14 protein-coding genes are annotated in these 18,703 nt (G+C 41.9%); 5 read left to right on the top strand and 9 right to left on the bottom strand.

Annotated features, from left to right (window positions below; all coding sequences use genetic code 11):
* Positions 1-24 precede the first annotated feature (24 nt).
* On the top strand, positions 25-510 hold the full coding sequence (locus AC5JQI_RS10820) for a C40 family peptidase (RefSeq protein ID WP_493912162.1): 486 nt from the start codon (positions 25-27) through the stop codon (positions 508-510).
* Positions 511-584: 74 nt separating this feature from the next.
* Complete coding sequence (gene lplA, locus AC5JQI_RS10815) at positions 585-1,601, top strand: lipoate--protein ligase (protein WP_493912161.1); 1,017 nt, start codon at positions 585-587, stop codon at positions 1,599-1,601.
* 77 nt (positions 1,602-1,678) lie between these two features.
* Here the strand turns inward: lplA and AC5JQI_RS10810 are convergent, their stop codons facing one another.
* The 8 genes from AC5JQI_RS10810 to ppsR form a co-directional block, all read right to left on the bottom strand.
* Complete coding sequence (locus AC5JQI_RS10810; RefSeq protein WP_237386589.1) at positions 1,679-2,044, bottom strand: helix-turn-helix domain-containing protein; 366 nt, start codon at positions 2,042-2,044, stop codon at positions 1,679-1,681.
* A 382-nt stretch (positions 2,045-2,426) separates the two neighbouring features.
* Positions 2,427-3,209, bottom strand: coding sequence for a heme ABC transporter ATP-binding protein (locus AC5JQI_RS10805; protein ID WP_493912160.1), 783 nt, complete (start codon positions 3,207-3,209; stop codon positions 2,427-2,429).
* Between the two features lie 11 nt (positions 3,210-3,220).
* Positions 3,221-4,222 carry a FecCD family ABC transporter permease gene (locus tag AC5JQI_RS10800; protein WP_237386591.1) on the bottom strand — a complete coding sequence of 334 codons (1,002 nt, stop codon included), beginning with the start codon at positions 4,220-4,222 and terminating at the stop codon, positions 3,221-3,223.
* Entirely contained in the window at positions 4,219-5,037 is an 819-nt protein-coding gene (locus AC5JQI_RS10795) for a heme/hemin ABC transporter substrate-binding protein (protein ID WP_493912159.1), read from the bottom strand. Before AC5JQI_RS10795 ends, AC5JQI_RS10800 begins: the two co-directional genes overlap by 4 nt.
* Complete coding sequence (locus AC5JQI_RS10790) at positions 5,034-6,107, bottom strand: hemin-degrading factor (protein ID WP_493912158.1); 1,074 nt, start codon at positions 6,105-6,107, stop codon at positions 5,034-5,036. The genes AC5JQI_RS10795 and AC5JQI_RS10790 overlap by 4 nt, the downstream gene beginning before the upstream one ends.
* 74 nt (positions 6,108-6,181) lie before the next feature.
* A complete protein-coding gene (locus AC5JQI_RS10785; protein WP_493912157.1) occupies positions 6,182-8,218 on the bottom strand; it encodes a TonB-dependent hemoglobin/transferrin/lactoferrin family receptor in 2,037 nt (678 codons plus the stop codon).
* Between the two features lie 475 nt (positions 8,219-8,693).
* Positions 8,694-9,740, bottom strand: a complete 1,047-nt coding sequence (locus AC5JQI_RS10780) for a 3-deoxy-7-phosphoheptulonate synthase (RefSeq protein ID WP_493912156.1) — start codon at positions 9,738-9,740, stop codon at positions 8,694-8,696.
* A gap of 160 nt (positions 9,741-9,900) precedes the next feature.
* On the bottom strand, positions 9,901-10,722 hold the full coding sequence (gene ppsR, locus AC5JQI_RS10775) for a posphoenolpyruvate synthetase regulatory kinase/phosphorylase PpsR (protein WP_493914662.1): 822 nt from the start codon (positions 10,720-10,722) through the stop codon (positions 9,901-9,903).
* Positions 10,723-11,015: 293 nt separating this feature from the next.
* On the opposite strand from ppsR, the gene ppsA reads away from it, so the two are divergent.
* Positions 11,016-13,394, top strand: a complete 2,379-nt coding sequence (ppsA, locus tag AC5JQI_RS10770; protein ID WP_493912155.1) for a phosphoenolpyruvate synthase — start codon at positions 11,016-11,018, stop codon at positions 13,392-13,394.
* A gap of 466 nt (positions 13,395-13,860) precedes the next feature.
* Here the strand turns inward: ppsA and ydiK are convergent, their stop codons facing one another.
* On the bottom strand, positions 13,861-14,970 hold the full coding sequence (gene ydiK, locus AC5JQI_RS10765) for an AI-2E family transporter YdiK (RefSeq protein ID WP_493912154.1): 1,110 nt from the start codon (positions 14,968-14,970) through the stop codon (positions 13,861-13,863).
* A 207-nt stretch (positions 14,971-15,177) separates the two neighbouring features.
* Between ydiK and ydiJ the strand changes: the two genes are divergently transcribed.
* Entirely contained in the window at positions 15,178-18,249 is a 3,072-nt protein-coding gene (ydiJ, locus tag AC5JQI_RS10760) for a D-2-hydroxyglutarate dehydrogenase YdiJ (RefSeq protein ID WP_493912153.1), read from the top strand.
* Complete coding sequence (locus AC5JQI_RS10755) at positions 18,246-18,659, top strand: hotdog fold thioesterase (RefSeq protein WP_493912152.1); 414 nt, start codon at positions 18,246-18,248, stop codon at positions 18,657-18,659. Before ydiJ ends, AC5JQI_RS10755 begins: the two co-directional genes overlap by 4 nt.
* Positions 18,660-18,703: the final 44 nt, after the last annotated feature.

The raw sequence follows: 18,703 nt of genomic DNA, 5'->3' as shown, positions 1-18,703 counted from the left end.
TATATGGTCACTGGGGGAAAATAGATGATAATAAGAGCTGGTTATTTATGTCTATTATTCAGTTTTTTCCTTATTGGCTGTAGCAATCCTATTTCCAAATCCAACTTGCCTCCGTTGAAAGCTGCCCTTTCTGACCCGATAATGGTTATCACCCAGTTAAAAGATCAACTTGATCAATGGAATGGTACTCCATATCGTTATGGTGGAATTAATAGGCATGGTATTGATTGTTCCGGTTTTGTCTATCGCACTTTTTATGATCGTTTCAATATCCGGCTTCCACGCACAACTAATGAGCAAACCAAATTAGGTACAAAGATTAGCAAAGATGATCTGATGCCGGGAGATCTGGTATTTTTCAAGATCGGTAGTGGCGAGAGTGGGCTACATGTAGGTATCTATGATACTAACAATGAATTTATCCATGCATCCACCAGCAAAGGTGTAATACGTTCCTCCCTTGACAATGTGTATTGGCGTCGGGTTTTCTGGCAAGCCCGCCGGATGTAATCTCCGCCTTCCTGCCACTATTCCTGAGTACTTTATGTTATCTTAAGGCACTGTTTTCTTTGCCGGAGTTAAGTATGTCTACATTACGTTTGCTGATGTCAGATTCTCATGATCCTTGGTTTAATCTTGCTGTTGAAGAGTGTATTTTTCGCCAGATGCCACCAAATCAGCGAGTTCTGTTTTTATGGCGCAATGCTAATACTGTTGTAGTTGGGCGTGCGCAGAATCCATGGAAAGAATGTAACACCCGGCGAATGGAGCAGGATGGCGTAAAACTGGCTCGGCGCAGCAGTGGTGGAGGGGCGGTTTTTCATGATTTAGGGAATACTTGCTTCACCTTTATGGCAGGTAAACCTGAATATAATAAAACAGTCTCTACTCAGATCATTCTGGAAGGGTTAAGAAAATCGGGAATTCATGCAACGGCTTCTGGTCGCAATGATTTGGTACTTCCTTCTCCTGAAGGAGAACGTAAGATCTCAGGCTCGGCGTATAAAGAAACTAAAGATCGTGGATTTCACCACGGAACCTTGCTGATTAATGCGGACTTGAACCGCCTTGCTGATTATCTCAATCCTGATCCTAAAAAGTTACAAGCAAAAGGCATCACTTCCGTTCGTTCCAGAGTCACGAATTTATCTGAATTACTGCCTGATCTCACTCATGAGTCTGTTTGTCAGGGCATAATAGACGCATTTTTTGAATATTTTGCTGAAACAGCTGAAGCGGAAATAATTTCACCACAGGTTTTGCCTGATTTACCTGGTTTTAGTGATATTTATACTAAACAAAGTAGCTGGGAATGGAATTTTGGTCAGGTACCTGTATTTAGCCATACATTGGATACACGATTTGGTTGGGGTGGAATTGAATTACATATTGATGTTGAGCAGGGGTCAATCAGCCGTTGTCAAATGTTTACCGACAGTTTGGAACCTGCTCCGTTTGAGTTATTGGCTGAGAAATTGATTGGAGTGTTGTATCAGTCAGAAGCGGTTGGAAATATCATTCAGCAACTCAGTGAACAATACCCCCTTTTGGCTGTAGAATTACAGCAAGTCTATGAGTGGATTATCCGCGAATTGAAGTGACTTAAGATTTGACAAAGTATAAAAAATGGTCAACGGAAGGGAGGTTGACCATAAAGGGCGGTACTTATTATAAATATTTATTCTTCACATTGTAGGAACGTTTTGAATTCAGGTAGGTGCCCATTCTCTCTGAATTTAGCCGGAGTAGTATTAAAATGCTTTTTAAAGATCCGGGTAAATGTTGCTTGAGAACTAAAACCATATTGCAGGGCAATATCAAGAATAGGTAAATTATCCTCCCGCAAAGACTTGGCTGCTTCATGGAGGCGACGTCGCCGTACATATTGACCCAGTGTACAGCCTTTCAACTCCTTAAAAATTCGCTGTAGATGCCATTTGGAATAACCACTTTTATGAGCAATAGCATCTATTTTGATACCTTCTGTCCGTTGAAGTTGGCTTTCTAGCCATCTGACAATATCGTTGATAACACTTTCTAACATATCTACCTCCCACATGGGTGGGTTTTTTGCTGAAAAGATACCGATATACAAATAATAAATGGCGTTATTGTGTGGGACATTTTAAGAATTTCTTATTTATCGTATACGCAAAATGTGCTGTTTTATTGTCTGTGTTACTCACCCCAGTTACTGTCGGGGATTAACTTCCTTGCCGTCGTGCCGTACTTCGAAATCTATTGGGTATAAATATCCATTTGATATTTCGTCATATGAATTTATCAATGGCATGGAAAATATAAAAATATCGGCCAGTAATATAGAATCCGTCGCCACACACTTATGTTCAGATATTGTTTTTTATTTGTACATGAGTGCGTTTGTTTTTTCTGAATTTTAAGAGTAAAGGAGATAAGTGATATTTTTATTGCCTGAGATAAATCTGTGGTTGGTGGGTTTCAGGATGTTGAGTCACACCTAAATCGGCTTGATACCATTGTTTGAGAATATCATCGCACAGCACATCTTTTGGGGTACCGGATGCGACCAGTTTCCCTTTGTGTAACAGGAAAATTTTGTCGGCATAAAGTGCTGCCAGATTTAAATCGTGCAGTACACAGCAGACGGCAAGAGGAGTTTGGCGTGTCAGGCGATGAACCAGCCGTAATGTATGTTGCTGATGATAAAGATCCAGTGCGGAGGTAGGCTCATCTAAAAACAGACACGATTCAGTTGGTTCTGGATGCCAGAGTTGAGCCAAAACTCTGGCCAGTTGCACTCGTTGTTGCTCCCCTCCAGATAGCTGCTGATAATTCCTATTTCGCAACTCTTCGCATTCTGTCAATGTAATGGCTTCATCAATAGCGATTTTCTTGTGCGTATTTTCATGGGGGACACGCCCCATTGCAATGACTTCTTCCACACTAAAGGAGAAAGAAAGAGAGCTATATTGCCTCATTACGGCACGAGTACGAGCTAATTGCTTCATCGGCCACTGAGAAATAGGAATGCCTTTTAATAAGCATTTTCCTGAAATAGGCGGAATAAAACCTGTTAAAAGCCGTAACAGAGTAGATTTTCCTGCTCCATTCGGGCCAATAATGGCAACAACTTCTCCTTGACGAATGGAAAGTGAAACGTCTTTGATTATTTGACGCTGCCCGATGAAATAATTTAAATTTTGCGCTTCAAGCAAATCATCTGACATGAGCGGCTCCATTATAAACGGCCTCCTGATGACTTAAGAATAAGCCATAAAAAATAGGGGGCACCGATCAAACCGGTGATAAGCCCTACTGGCATTTCAGCAGGAGAGACTAATGTTCTGGCCAGTGTATCCGCTGTTAATAAAAGACATGCACCGCCAAGAGCGGACATTGGCAGCAACCAAGTATGATCGCCACCAAACCGGAGCCTGACAAGGTGAGGAATAACCAACCCGATAAAACCAATAATGCCTGTTAAAGCAACTGCACACCCAATCAATAAGGCACTTAACAACAATAATTGATATTTAGTGCGCTGGACATTCAGACCCAAATAGTGCGCTTCCTCATCACCCAGTTGTAGCAAATTGAGTTTGCGTGACTGGCTGAATGTCAGGATACAAATGGGAATAATGAGTGATGCAGCAATAGCCAGCGTTGGCCATTCAATTTGGCTCAGTGAACCCATCATCCAAATGGTAAACTGACGCAACTGCTGATCATTACTGATATAACTCAATACACCAATAAATGACCCGCACAGTGCGTTAATGGCAATACCAGCAAGCAATAGTTTTGACAGGTTACCGTGACTATATTTATTAAGTGAAAATATCAGAAGTGAAACCAATAAACTGCCAACAAAGGCTGCAATAATGTGGCTATATAATGCAATACTGGCAGATAAGGTAAAAGGAAAAACGATAGCCATGGCGACCATCAGTGCTGATCCACTGCTGATCCCCAATAATCCGGGGTCGGCCAAAGGATTGCGGAACAACCCTTGCATTACAGCACCTGATACAGCAAGTGCGCATCCAACGATGATCGCCAATAGAATTCTTGGTAACCGAATATTTAGCCAAATCTGCCATTGTGGGTCATCCAAAGAGGATTCCCACAGAGTTTTAAAGGAAAGTGGCAATGCCCCCATATTGGCGGAGCTAATTGCTAATAAAAATAACAATAAACTCAGTATCATTAAGCCGATAGTGGGGGATTGAGAACGACTCATTGAATCTTCTCCGCTGCTTCACGGACTTGTTTCATAACAGCAGGAGTTTGTAAACCAAATCCGAGCAATCCCATTTCATCAACAACAATAATCTGTTTTTTCTTGCCGGCGGGTGTGAAGTTTAACCCAGGAAGTTGCCAAACTTTTTCCAGACCACCCAAAGTTTTCAGTCCTTCGGTGCTGATCAACAATAAATCGGGTTTACTGGCGATAACACCTTCTTGAGATAAAGGCCGGTATCCCTGAAAACCTTGCATGGCATTTTTCGCGCCAATGGCATGGATCATCTTATCCGCAGCAGTCTGTTGACCTGCTGCCATAGGCTTGGCACCGCCATGACTCATGATAAAAATTACTTTGGCGGGAATCTCTGACGTGGTGATATCAGCCAATTGTTGACGATACTGGGCAACAAGTTCTTCACCACGTTTTTCCTGATTGACCGCCTTAGCGACGGTCATGATTTTTTTAGGAACGGCTTCTAACGAGGTTTCGCTGGTCACTTTAATAATTTTTACACCGGAATCTTCGATTTGCTTTAGTGTCAGAGAAGGTTGAGCCGATTCACTTGCAATCACCAGTGATGGGCGCATAGCTAAAATACCTTCTGAATTAAGCATTCTCATGTATCCTACATCGGGTAGTGAGAGTAATTCTCTGGGATTTAGACTGGTACTATCCCTCGCAACAACATGCTGTCCTTCGCCAAGTGCAAAAACAATTTCAGACACATCGCCACCAACTGTCACAATACGTTCAGCAGAGAACGCATTGCAAGAGATGGCAAGCATAAATGTTAGAAGCCACTTTTTCATGCTATGCAAGTTTCCTGTTCTGGTTGCAATTTAGGCAGAGCGGCAATTTGCTCACGCCATTGAGTCTGCTCAGGAGTACCTTCGGTGCGCTGACCGTACAATTGCGCGATTTGGTTACCATTCGCATCAAACAATTCCAGACTGGTAACAAAACCATCATCGGTTGGTTTGCGGGTGACCCAGCTTTCCGCGATAGCACTTTCAATCAGATGCAGAGTGAAATTGCGGTTGAAAATGTTGAGCCATTTCTGAGCAGAATCTTCTTCCTGATAAGGCATCAAACGTTCCAACTGACCAGTAAAGATCTGGACACAACCACGGTTTCCGACAAAGACCATGATTTCGTTCTGATCTTTATGCGCTATTTCAAAAAGTTGAGATAATGCTGAATTGTCTACACGATATGCCAAATCATCTTTTACTGCATTGAAAATTTGCTGACGATTCAAGTTATGGCGCTTCATCATAATGAAGAATTGATGAACGTCAGTCATGGCACGCCATTCTTCATCCAACTGTACTTTCAATTGTTCAGTGATTTCTGTGTGTTCAGGCGCTTCTTCTGGCTGGATCTCCAATGCTGGATTTTCACTGGCCTGATATTTTTCGATCAGTGCGTCCCATACCGCCATATCTGTATTTTTAGTGGTATAAACTTTATGCAATGCATCACCTTGGCGGTCAAAAAATTGGATACTGTGACGCATACCATTCTTAGCTGGTTCAACCAAAGAGAAAACACTGTTCCAGTGTTCGAAGAATAAGCGCAGATCAAGCTCACGTGGGTTGAGGATCAAACCAACATGTTGGCTGAATTTGGTATTTTCGTAACGACCAATATGTTCATGAACGGCAAAATCATTACGAGTAATCGCCTTGGTTTCTCCAACAGTAGCCAGTTCTTGAAGCAGGGTAGGAGCATCAATATTTAGACGTTTTGCATCGATACCGACACGGCTATGCAATAGCTCTCCTTCGCTGACATTCAGGTAAGCAGCCAGATCACGCGCATATTTAGCTTTGTTATCTTCTTTGGCTTGTTGGTAACGTTCATAAAGTGACTGATTCACAGTTGTTAGCTCCTTAAAAAACCGAGTTTGAAAATAAATATCGTTTTAGAATTAATAGTCTGTTCCGTGGCTACTTACCACTGATAGCTGACGAACAACTTGGCATTACGACCACTTCGTGGTGCACCCTGCGATGAGTAATATTCTTTATCAAAAGCATTAGCCAGTACAGCAGAGGTGGTTAACCCTTTGAATATTCCATCACCGTTATAGCTGATATAAAAATCATTGACTCCATAACCTGCGTATTGTGAAATTTTCTGGCCGTATTCATCTTTATTCGTGCCATATTCGCCATTGAATTGGGTATGTCGGGTGAACTTGCTAATCCATCCAATGGAGAAACCTGTTCTGGATAATGGAATATCTAATGTGCTGGTTAGGGTATCTGGACTTAAAGCACCTATAGATGCACCAGTTTCTTTGTTTTTGCCTGTTGTACGATTGTAAGCAAGATCCCAAGTAAACCAGTCAGAATCATATGTCATAGAAACATCCCAGCCCCAAATTTTAGATTTTGGAATGTTAATTGATTGTGTGAAATTTCTTCCTATGATGAATGTAATATAATCTTTTGCTTTAGTATCAAAATAGCTGGCCTTGAATTTCAGACCATCATTATTAACAAACACATCATCGAAACGTAATCCGAAGCCATATTCTTGTGTCGCATTACTCTCAGGACGTAGGTTTGGGTTAGGTATCCAGTAGTTTCCAGGATAATGTCTGGAATCAGAATACATTTCGCCCATGCTTGGGGCACGGAATGCCTGGGAATAGGAAGCAAATAGCATTGACCAATCTGTTGGAGTAATGCTGACAGCCCCTTTTGATGACCATTTATCAGCGCTGATATCGTCATATTTGCTATTTGAAGCCTTGTAATTGTCATAACGAGTACCCGCAATAAATGAAACGGGTAAATCACGCAGCGTCATTTCATCTTGGAACCAGCCAGAGACAAAACGCATATCGGCATCCGGGAAACCTTCTACAAGATGACTGCTTGGTTTTTGCTTTTGCTTATAAGTTTCGCCACCATAAGTAAGCTGATGCGCAGCAAAAGCCGTGTTTGCCAAATGTGAGTGGTTTTCGAGTTTTATACCATAAGTCTCTTGTTTACGGCCTTCAAATCCTTTGCCCTTACTCTTATTATTAATATTGATATCGGAATAGTAGATATCCGCTTTTGCATTCAGCCAATTGTGTTCCAAAGGTTTTAATTGATAGGTTAGTTGAGCATCACGCTGGGCGGTGGTGCGATCTGTCCGTTGAGCATTATTTGTATATGTAGGATTTTGAGGGTTTTTAGGCTCATGTGCTTCATTACGGTAATAACGCAAATTGCCACTCAGTGTTTGGTTGTCATCTATCTTCCAAGAGCCTTTTGCCAGCATGTTGCCGATGGTTTCATCATTGCGGCCTTTTAAGCCGTTACTGTAGCGGATATTGCCTACATCGCGGGTGCCAAATGCAAACACACCATCAAATTGTTCTGTTTTACCAAATGCAGAGCCACCAAATCCTAGACTGTGATCACCGCTTCCTGCGCGGCTAAAGACGCGAAAACCACTGTTTTTACCTTCTTCTAATAAGTCAGCAGCATCTACTGTCTGATAGGCAATTACACCTCCCAGAGCACCGCTGCCATAGAGTAGGGCTGATGGGCCACGAACCACTTCAACCTGCTTAATCAGAGCAGGATCAAGGAATATCCCCCCAATATGTCCGGTATCGGTTCCTTGGCGGACACCATCTACAAGGGTTAAAACGCCTTTTTGGGAGTAACCCCTCATATTGATGTTTTGCCCATTGGCACGATCAGTGCCGGCAATGCCAATTCCGGGGATTTTGCTGATTAAATCATTCGCATTACCTGCAACTTTACTGTTGGCTGAATTGTTCTCAATGACTGTAACCATCATTGGTGCCTCAAAACTGTCACGTACATTACCGGTGGCATAAACAGTTAAAGTGTCTTTAGATGATTTGTCTTTTTTAGAAAGCGTTGCTTCAGAATGCATCGTTTCAGCATTAGCAGATGATAAACTCGCTAAGATGACTACGCTTAATGTAGACAATTTCAGACTTGGCGATTTAATTATGATCATGCAGGTCAATCTCCATGCTTAAATAGCATTTTTATGAATACAAAGAGCTAATCACCTCGCTGATATTCAGTAGGTGAATTTGCTAAAATTTTTATTATGTCAGAATAAATTTGGTGGATTTGGTTGAATATAGCGAAAAAATCTGTTTTGAAAGTCAACTTTCACCACATACGATTTTTCCAATAGTTGCTGACTATCTATACAACTGCCTTTTACAGCATTGCAGGGTAGTTCAGGAAGGAAATGCTGTTGTAGAAAATTAGTGTAGCCGAGTCGATAATTCGTTAATTTATCCATACCAAATCTGAACAGTAATTATTCTAATATTGAGAATAATTATCGTTTCAATAATGGCTAACTTCAAGTTATTTTTTTCTGCACCTAAAATTAAGCATTAATCCTTTGATTTTATATGACTTATTTGTATTTTCGACTGGCTCCGACAATCGATTAGGAGCCAGAATAAAGAAAGGATTCAGGAACGATTTTCAACAGCATCAGCAAGAATGTTGATAAATTGTTCTGTATCCTGCCAGCCAAGGCATGGATCAGTAATAGATTGCCCGTAGGTTAAGGGTTCTCCCTGAGTGACTTTTTGTGCACCTTCTGTCAAAAAGCTTTCAGCCATAACACCAGCAATGGATGTTGAGCCAGATTGAATTTGTTCACTAATATTTCTTGCGATATCCAACTGACGACGATGAATTTTTTGGCAGTTAGCATGACTGCAATCCACAATTAAACGCTCAGGTAGATGAAATTCGCGTAATTTTTGGCAGGTTGTTGCAATATCCTCAGCGCCGTAATTCGGTTTTTTCCCGCCGCGCATAATAATGTGCCCATAGGGGTTTCCGTTGGTTTGATAAATAGTCATCTGACCGTTTTTATCCGGGGAGAGAAACATATGCTTGGCTTGGGCAGCACGTATTGCATCAATGGCGATAAGTGTATTGCCATCAGTCCCATTTTTAAACCCGACAGGGCAGGACAGGGCTGAGGCCATTTCCCGGTGAATCTGGCTTTCTGTCGTTCTGGCACCAATGGCACCCCAGCTAATTAAATCAGCAATATATTGGCCTGTGACCATATCCAGAAATTCTGTAGCAGTGGGCACACCTAGATCATTGATATCAATTAATAACTTACGGGCAAGCGAAATACCTTTATTGACCTGACAAGATCCGTCTAACATAGGATCTGAAATCAGACCTTTCCAGCCAATAACTGTTCTTGGCTTCTCGAAATAGGTTCGCATGACAATTTCCAGACTGTGCTGGTATTTTTCGCGCAGTGTATGCAGGCGGGAAGCATAATCAATGGCTGCATCAACATCATGAATGGAGCAAGGGCCGATAATGATTAATAATCGGCGATCATCGCCTGTCAGGATTGATTCGATTCGTTTTCGTGACAATGTCACATTTTGCAGGGTCTTTTCTGATATAGGATATTGCTTGGCAAGCTCTTTAGGTGTTATCAGGCTATCAATGCGGTGGGTTCTTAACTCATCTGTTTTGTACATATACTTTCTCGAATTCTACTTCACATTGAAACATTGTCTGGGATGACTGAGATCACAATAACTCAACCTCCAGCAAATTTAACAGACAATAATGATATTTGCGCGAGAAAGTGTCGTGAACAAATATTGTCAACCACTCAGTTATTTTAGTTTTTGGGCATCAGAACATCCGGCGTTTCAGCCCAATACAGTCAATAATTTTGGCTGAAATTTCTTCGACAGAATAATTGGTGGTATTTAAATAATTAATCTTATTTTTACGAAATAGAGCCTCAACTTCAGCAATTTCAATCCGACATTGCCTTAATGAAGCATAACGGCTGTTTTCGAGCCGCTCTTCCCGAATGGCAGCAAGTCTTTCCGGGCTGATCGTCAGGCCGAATAATTTATGCTGAAAGGGCATTAAGGCTGCGGGTAATCGGATATTGTCCATGTCATCAGCGGTGAAAGGATAATTTGCGGCCTGAATACCAAATTGCATTGCAAGGTAAAGGCTTGTTGGTGTTTTCCCACAACGGGATACCCCAAGGATAATGACTTGAGCTTGATCAAGATTGCGTAGTGAAATGCCATCATCATGAGCAAGAGCATAATCAATGGCAGCGATGCGGGCATCATACTGGCCCAGATTTTTTTTGGATAAACCGTGAGTCCGGTGTAATTCTGGTTTTGGCTCCAAACCGATTTCTTGTTGTAATGGTGAGACCAAAGTTTGGACAATATCCTGACAGAAACCATCACTCTGAATAATAATACTTTTGACTTCATTTGAAATAATGGAATAAAAAACTAATGGCCTGATATGAGTTTGTTGGTATATCGCGTTTATTTGCTCCCTAATTTCTTCTGCTCTAGCTTTGCTGGCCACAAAAGGCAGGGTATAGGAGGTAATAGCAATAGGAAATTGGGACAATACGGCATGACCTAATACTTCCGCTGTGATTGCTGTGCCGTCAGAAATAAAAAATACACTACGTTCCAAAATTTCATTTTTAGATGTTTGGGATGGGGAAAATTCTGTCATTATCTTCTTCTTTATATTATTAAATTGGTTATGCGTAATCTAATTTTGAGTTGTTAGCTGAATCGTTTTTATTTAAAACTATCAGAGCAACCCGGGTTTCCAATTATACGTGTAAAAAAATAATATTGTTGGGTTGATCGATTCACCTTTCCATATCTGACAAAACAATGTGCTAGGCTATTTCCTGCTGTGAAGAGCAGCCTGAATTTTCCCGGTTTGTACCTCCGAATGTAAAAAAAGGATAGTTTCTAATGTCCAATAGTGGCCTCATCCCAAGCAATGTGCTCTGGTATAATCAATTAGGCATGAATGACGTTAATCGAGTCGGTGGCAAAAACGCCTCTCTTGGCGAGATGATTACCAATTTGGCTGAACTCGGTGTTTCTGTTCCCAATGGTTTTGCGACGACTGCACAAGCATTTAATGATTTTCTGGAACAAAGTGGTGTGAACCAGCGTATTTATCAGTTGCTGGATGAAACCAATGTTGATGATGTTAATCAATTAGCCAGAGCTGGTGCACAGATTCGTCAGTGGGTGATTGATACGCCATTTACGTCTCAACTTGAAAACGATATCCGTGATGCTTATCTGCAATTGTCTGAAGGCGAACCTGACGCCTCTTTCGCCGTGCGTTCTTCCGCAACAGCAGAAGATATGCCGGATGCTTCTTTTGCTGGACAGCAAGAAACTTTCTTGAATGTACAAGGCATTGACGCAGTTATGGTTGCCATCAAACATGTCTTTGCGTCCCTCTTCAATGATCGTGCCATTTCTTATCGTGTTCATCAGGGATATGACCACCGTGGTGTTGCACTCTCAGCAGGTGTTCAGCGCATGGTGCGCTCTGATCTGGCATCGTCTGGCGTGATGTTCACTATCGACACTGAATCAGGTTTTGATCAGGTTGTATTTATTACATCAGCTTATGGTCTGGGTGAGATGGTCGTACAAGGGGCTGTTAACCCTGATGAATTTTATGTCCATAAGCCAACGTTGATAAATAATTGTCCTGCAATAGTACGCCGAAATCTTGGCTCCAAAAAGATACGCATGGTTTATGCGGATAGTAAAGAGCATGGAAAACAAGTGCGTACTGAGGATGTCTCAGATGAACTGAGCAATCGTTTCTCTCTGACAGATAGTGAAGTAGAAGCACTGGCAAGACAGGCCTTGTTGATTGAAAAACATTATGGGCGTCCGATGGATATCGAATGGGCGAAAGATGGGCACAATGGCAAGTTATATATTGTACAGGCCCGTCCTGAAACTGTCCGTTCAAACCAACAGGTAATGGAGCGCTACCAACTGAATGAACAAGGTAGTGTGCTGGTGGAAGGTCGGGCGATTGGGCATCGTATCGGCGTTGGGGCTGTTAAGGTTATCCATAATCTCAGTGAAATGGATCGAATCCAAGTCGGGGACGTGCTGGTAACCGATATGACCGATCCTGATTGGGAGCCTATCATGAAAAAAGCTGCGGCTATTGTCACTAACCGTGGCGGACGTACTTGTCATGCAGCAATTATTGCCCGTGAATTAGGAATACCTGCCGTTGTAGGCTGTGGAGATGCTACTGAGCGTCTGAAAGAAGGGCAATTGGTAACCGTTTCCTGCTCGGAAGGTGATACGGGGTTTGTTTACCAGAATAAATTGGATTTCAGTGTTCAGAGTTCACAAATTGACAAATTGCCGGAATTAGATGTGAAGATCATGATGAATGTGGGTAATCCTGACCGTGCATTTGATTTTGCCTGCTTACCAAATGAAGGAGTTGGTCTGGCTCGTTTGGAATTTATCATTAATCGAATGATTGGTGTGCATCCCCGGGCGCTACTTGAATTTTCTCAACAGGCACCTGAATTACAAGAACAGATTAAATCGCTGATGGTTGGTTATGATAATCCTGTTGAATTTTATGTCGGTAGATTGACTGAAGGGATTGCAACACTGGCAGCAGCATTTTGGCCAAAGCGTGTGATTGTTCGTCTGTCAGATTTTAAATCCAATGAATACGCAAACTTAGTTGGTGGGGATATGTATGAGCCACACGAAGAAAACCCGATGCTGGGTTTCCGGGGTGCCGGTCGCTATATTTCTGACAGTTTCCGCCCCTGTTTTGCTTTAGAATGTGAAGCGGTCAAGCGAGTGCGTAATGTTATGGGGTTAACTAACGTTGAGGTGATGGTTCCATTTGTACGTACAGTGGCCCAGGCCGAATCTGTTGTGGCTGAATTGGCATCTCAAGGCTTGAAACGCGGCGAAAATGGACTGAAAGTTATCATGATGTGCGAGATTCCATCGAATGCGTTATTGGCAGACCAGTTCCTTGCGTATTTTGATGGTTTTTCAATCGGTTCAAATGATATGACACAGTTGGCTTTGGGATTAGATCGTGATTCTGGGGTAGTTTCTGAGTTATTTGACGAACGTAATGATGCTGTGAAACAATTACTTTCTATGGCAATCCAAGCGGCTAAACGTCAGGGAAAATATGTCGGTATTTGTGGTCAGGGTCCTTCTGATCATGAAGATTTCGCTGAATGGTTAATGAAAGAGGGAATTGATAGTTTATCATTGAATCCTGATACAGTAGTGAAGACTTGGATTTCTTTGGCTCAAAATAGCTAATTGAGTTTAATTCTGAATTAAAAAGCCTGTTAGAATATTTGCAGGCTTTTATTTTCCGTATAACATAATATTTTTTATTATGGATGATTAATTATGATAAGAAAAACTGAAAAATTTCACCAAAAAAAAAGCCTATCATGGGCTGACAGGCAAAGACTACACACAGCAATATATGTATACTTTGTTTATCCCAGCCTATGGCGTTTATAGGCTAAAATAACAATTCACTGGGAAACATTTGTTTCGATGTAAATAATACTAATTTAATAAATTAGTTTATTCATTAAGAATCCTCTTAATAAATAGAATCAGGGAAAAGAAAATTTAGTAAAATGACTTTTTTGCAACAATTTTCTGATGGTTTTTATTTTTTTTAAATGAATTTATATTTTCGAGAAAATTGGATTGATATATTAACTTGTTTTATAATTGCGCGGAAAAATAATATTCCCGCGCGTTGATTTGATTATTTTAAGTTCTTTTCTGTGAAATATGTTTTGGTATCTGACATTTTCCCCTCAGGTTTAGGAACTTCATTTATCCATGCCAATAGTAAGCGGAAAGAAACGGCCAGTACGACAGGACCAATAAATAAGCCGATAACACCTAATGAAAGTATACCGCCGATTACACCAGTTAGGATTAAAACCATTGGCAAATCAGCCCCAAGACGGATAAGAAAAGGACGAAGAACGCCGTCCATTGTAGTCAGAATGAGGCTCCAGATAGCTAAAATCGTTCCCCATGTTGTTTCTCCTGTCCAATAAAGCCATGCAATAGATGGTATCAAGACAAGCAAAGGCCCTAATTGGGCAACGCAGCATACAAACATCAGCAATGTTAAGATCATTGGATAGGGGATACCTGCAACTGACAACCCAATTCCACCAGCGATAGCCTGTACCAATGCGGTAACAACTACACCAAGCGCCACAGCACGAATAGATTGCGCAGCCAGCAGTACAACTGCATCCCCTCGTTTGTCTGCCAGACGGATGGCAAAGTGGCGGATACTCAGCATGACCTGCTCACCTTTCCAGTAAAGCAATACACTGAATATGACCATCAGAGCCAAATGGAAAAGAAAACGACCTGCGTTGGCCGCTTGAGTAAAAAACCACGTTGCTGCTTTACCGATATAAGGAGGAATTTTGTTGAGTAGCTGGTTGCTGCCATCGGCAATCAATTCCTGCCATTTCAGGTACAGATCATCGCCAAAGATAGGCAGTCGGTTCAGCCATTCTAATTGCGGCAGTTCAAGAGCGGAGGGCGATTTTGCCCATGCAATCAATGGAGAGCTGTTTTCTACCAAGCTACTAATAAGTAACGCGATAGGTAAAACAAAGAGTAAGACTAAGAGGAATGTCATGATAAAGACTGCGATCCAACGTTTTCCCCATAGTCGTCGTTGTAATTTCTCTAATAATGGCCAAGTTGCGATAACGACCATTCCTGCCCAAATAAACCCAAGAATAAAGGGACTTAAGACCCAAAAACTGGTCGTAATAAGCAATAAAATGAAAAATAGTGCGAATAGCAGCTTGGGTAAATCCTGGCGGGTTTGCGATTTTTCCATGAAATAATTTCTCGTTGCGATTGAAAATACTGTTGGCAGTAACAATGGTAACTGAATATAACGTTATTTAATCGATTGCTCAAAACTGATAAATATTGTGATATTGTTAAAAGCTTCTCTATTCAGAAAATTGTCTGAGTAACATTACCCAAGATAGTATATAAATAAAGCAATGTGGATACTAATTAGAAAAGGGGCAACTAGCCAATGATCCCACGTATATCACAAGCCCCCCACGCCAGTGAACTGGCACAGGACTATTTGACTGCACTGAAAGAAGCTGGCTTTACGGGGGACACTGCCAGTAGCTATGCCGATCGGCTGACTATGGCAACAGATAACAGCATTTATCAATTGTTACCACAAGCCGTTGTATTTCCGCGTTCCAGTGCCGATGTTGTACTGCTGGCAAGGGTTGCCGGAAAGGGGCATTTTCAGGCTCTGACATTTACTCCCCGTGGCGGGGGAACCGGTACGAATGGGCAATCACTTAACAATGGTATTGTGGTGGATATGTCCCGTTATATGAACCGAATTCTGGAAATTAATCCAGAACAGGGATGGGTTAAAGTCGAAGCGGGTGTAATTAAAGATCAACTCAATCAATATCTAAAACCTTTTGGTTACTTTTTCTCTCCTGAACTATCAACCAGCAATCGTGCGACGTTGGGCGGTATGATCAATACAGATGCTTCCGGTCAAGGTTCACTGGTTTATGGTAAAACCTCAGATCATGTACTTGGTGTGCGTGCGGTTTTATTGGGCGGGGAAATGTTTGATACCCGACCTATGAGTACATCATTAGCGGAATCGATTGCTCAGGAAGAAACGATCATTGGTCATGTTTACAAAACAGTACTGGAACGTTGCCGTGAGCAACGCAAATTAATCATTGAGAAATTCCCTAAGCTCAACCGATTTCTGACGGGATATGATTTGCGCCATGTGTTCAGTAACGATATGCAGACATTCGATCTTACTCGTATCCTGACTGGCTCTGAAGGTACATTGGCCTTCATTACGGAGGCCACTCTAGATATTACTCCGCTGCCAAAAGCCAGGCGGTTGGTGAATGTCAAATATGATTCCTTTGATTCCGCGCTGCGTAATGCCCCTTTTATGGTAGCAGCCAAGGCGCTTTCGGTTGAAACGGTAGATTCCAAGGTACTCAACTTAGCGCGTGAAGATATCATTTGGCATTCAGTAAAGGAATTGATTATTGATGTGCCTGATAAAGATATGCAAGGGCTGAATATTGTCGAATTCAGTGGCGATGATGAACAGCAAATTGAGCAACAGGTTCACGATCTTTGCCTGCGCCTTGATGAATTGATGGCAAAATATCAGGCTGGTGTTATTGGCTATCAAACATGCCATGACTTGATGGATATCGAACGTATTTACGCTATGCGGAAAAAATCCGTAGGTTTGCTCGGTAACAGCAAAGGGGCAGCCAAACCTATCCCATTTGTCGAAGATACTTGCGTTCCTCCCCAACATCTTGCCGATTATATTGCTGAGTTTCGGCAACTTTTGGATAACCATAAGTTGGATTACGGTATGTTCGGACATGTAGATGCCGGTGTTTTACATGTTCGTCCGGCTTTGGACATGTGTGATCCTCAACAGGAAATCCTGATGAAGCAGATTTCCGATGAAATTGTTCGTTTGACAGCCAAATACGGTGGGTTGCTATGGGGGGAGCATGGCAAGGGATTTAGAGCTGAGTATAGCCCAGCTTTTTTTGGTGAAATTTTATATAGCGAACTGCGTCGGATAAAAGCGGCATTTGATCCACTCAATCGGTTGAATCCAGGAAAAATCTGTTCACCAATTGGGATCGATGTCCCGATGATGAAAGTCGATGCAGCCAAACGCGGAACTTATGATCGTACAATTCCTGTTAATGTGAGAACTGAATTTCGTGGTGCGATGGAATGTAATGGCAATGGTCTTTGCTTCAATTTTGATGTCAAAAGTCCAATGTGTCCTTCAATGAAGATCAGCCAGCATCGCATTCATTCTCCTAAAGGCAGGGCTACCCTTGTCAGGGAATGGTTACGGTTGTTGACGGAACAAGGTGTTGAACCCGAATTATTGGAGCAAGGGTTAAATCAGAAGCGCTCTAGTTTACGGGGCTTGATTGAAAAAACCCGCTATAGCTGGCAGGCATGGCGAGGAGAATATGATTTTTCACATGAAGTGAAAGAAGCGATGTCAGGTTGTTTAGCGTGTAAAGCCTGCTCGACACAATGTCCGATCAAGATTGATGTACCTTCATTTCGCGCACGTTTTCTGGCTCTTTATCACGGGCGTTACTTGCGTCCATTGCGTGATCATATTGTGGCGAATGTTGAACACAGCACACCATTAATGGCAAAAGCGCCTCGGGTATTTAATTTCTTCTTAAAACAACCTTGGGTACAAAAAATCAGCCAGCATACGATTGGTATGGTCGATCTGCCTTTGCTTTCTTATCCGACCCTGCAACAGCAACTTGCAGGACATTATGCAGCAAGGACGACGCTCGAACAGTTGGAAAACTTATCACCATCTCAGCGTGAGCAACACGTATTGATTGTTCAAGATCCTTTTACGAGTTATCACGATGCGAAAGTTGTCACTGATTTTGTCCAATTGGCGGAAAAATTGGGATATAAACCTGTGTTACTGCCATTTACACCTAATGGAAAAGCACAGCATGTGAAAGGATTCCTGAGTCAATTTGCCAAGACAGCAGGGAAAACAGCCGAATTTTTTAACCGGATGGCGTGCCTGAATATCCCTATGGTAGGGGTCGATCCTGCTTTAGTGTTATGTTATCGGGATGAATATAAAGATATTCTGGGAGAACAGAGAGGCACTTTTAAAGTCCAATTAGTTCATGAATGGCTGGCTAACATTCTGCCGGAAAAAATGCCACAAGAGAAACGTGATGACTCAATATCCAATTATAACTGGTATTTATTGGGGCACTGTACAGAAACCACATCACTTCCTAATAGCGGTAAGCAGTGGGGTGATATTTTCCGTCACTTTGGCCATAACTTGAATAATCTCAGTGTGGGGTGTTGTGGCATGGCAGGTACATATGGACATGAAAAGCAAAATCTGGAGAACTCGGTTGGTATCTACAAACTTTCATGGACTCCGGCACTGAGAAACCTGTCTTTGGAACATTGTTTGAGCACAGGGTATTCGTGCCGCAGTCAAGTGAAACGCATAGAAGGAAAACAACTTAAACACCCATTACAAGCCTTATTGGAGATAGTACCGTGATTTGGAAACGTCATATAGATGTGGATTCACTTAACAATATGAATAATAACAGTATAGTTGGGCATGTGGGAATCGAATTTATCCAGATTGGCGATGATTTTATTGAAGCAACGATGCCGGTTGATCAACGAACTAAACAGCCATTTGGGATCTTGCATGGTGGTGCATCTGTAGTATTGGCTGAAACACTCGGTTCGTTTGCGGGATATCTTTGCTCGGAAGGTGAGCAGACAGTGGTGGGGGTGGAAATCAATGCCAATCATCTAAAATCTGTTCGTGAAGGCACAGTTAAAGGAATTTGTAAACCTATTCACCTTGGCCGTTCACATCAGGTTTGGCAGATTGACATCTATAATGAGCAACAACAATTATGTTGTACATCTCGCCTGACAACGGCTGTTTTATCTTAGTGTTATCCCTCTAGAATGATTGTATTGCATTTTGCTCCTGTCAG

Source organism: Xenorhabdus sp. XBWT, assembly GCF_059072735.1.
Note: the sequence above shows the minus strand (reverse complement) of the source record. Positions and strands in the feature narration are given on the sequence as shown.

Coding starts and splice junctions, on each gene's coding strand:
- AC5JQI_RS10820 (WP_493912162.1), top strand. CDS start 25: ATGATAATAAGAGCTGGTTATTTATGTCTATTATTCAGTTTTTTCCTT.
- lplA (WP_493912161.1), top strand. CDS start 585: ATGTCTACATTACGTTTGCTGATGTCAGATTCTCATGATCCTTGGTTT.
- AC5JQI_RS10810 (WP_237386589.1), bottom strand. CDS start 2,044: ATGTTAGAAAGTGTTATCAACGATATTGTCAGATGGCTAGAAAGCCAA.
- AC5JQI_RS10805 (WP_493912160.1), bottom strand. CDS start 3,209: ATGTCAGATGATTTGCTTGAAGCGCAAAATTTAAATTATTTCATCGGG.
- AC5JQI_RS10800 (WP_237386591.1), bottom strand. CDS start 4,222: ATGAGTCGTTCTCAATCCCCCACTATCGGCTTAATGATACTGAGTTTA.
- AC5JQI_RS10795 (WP_493912159.1), bottom strand. CDS start 5,037: ATGAAAAAGTGGCTTCTAACATTTATGCTTGCCATCTCTTGCAATGCG.
- AC5JQI_RS10785 (WP_493912157.1), bottom strand. CDS start 8,218: ATGATCATAATTAAATCGCCAAGTCTGAAATTGTCTACATTAAGCGTA.
- AC5JQI_RS10780 (WP_493912156.1), bottom strand. CDS start 9,740: ATGTACAAAACAGATGAGTTAAGAACCCACCGCATTGATAGCCTGATA.
- ppsA (WP_493912155.1), top strand. CDS start 11,016: ATGTCCAATAGTGGCCTCATCCCAAGCAATGTGCTCTGGTATAATCAA.
- ydiK (WP_493912154.1), bottom strand. CDS start 14,970: ATGGAAAAATCGCAAACCCGCCAGGATTTACCCAAGCTGCTATTCGCA.
- ydiJ (WP_493912153.1), top strand. CDS start 15,178: ATGATCCCACGTATATCACAAGCCCCCCACGCCAGTGAACTGGCACAG.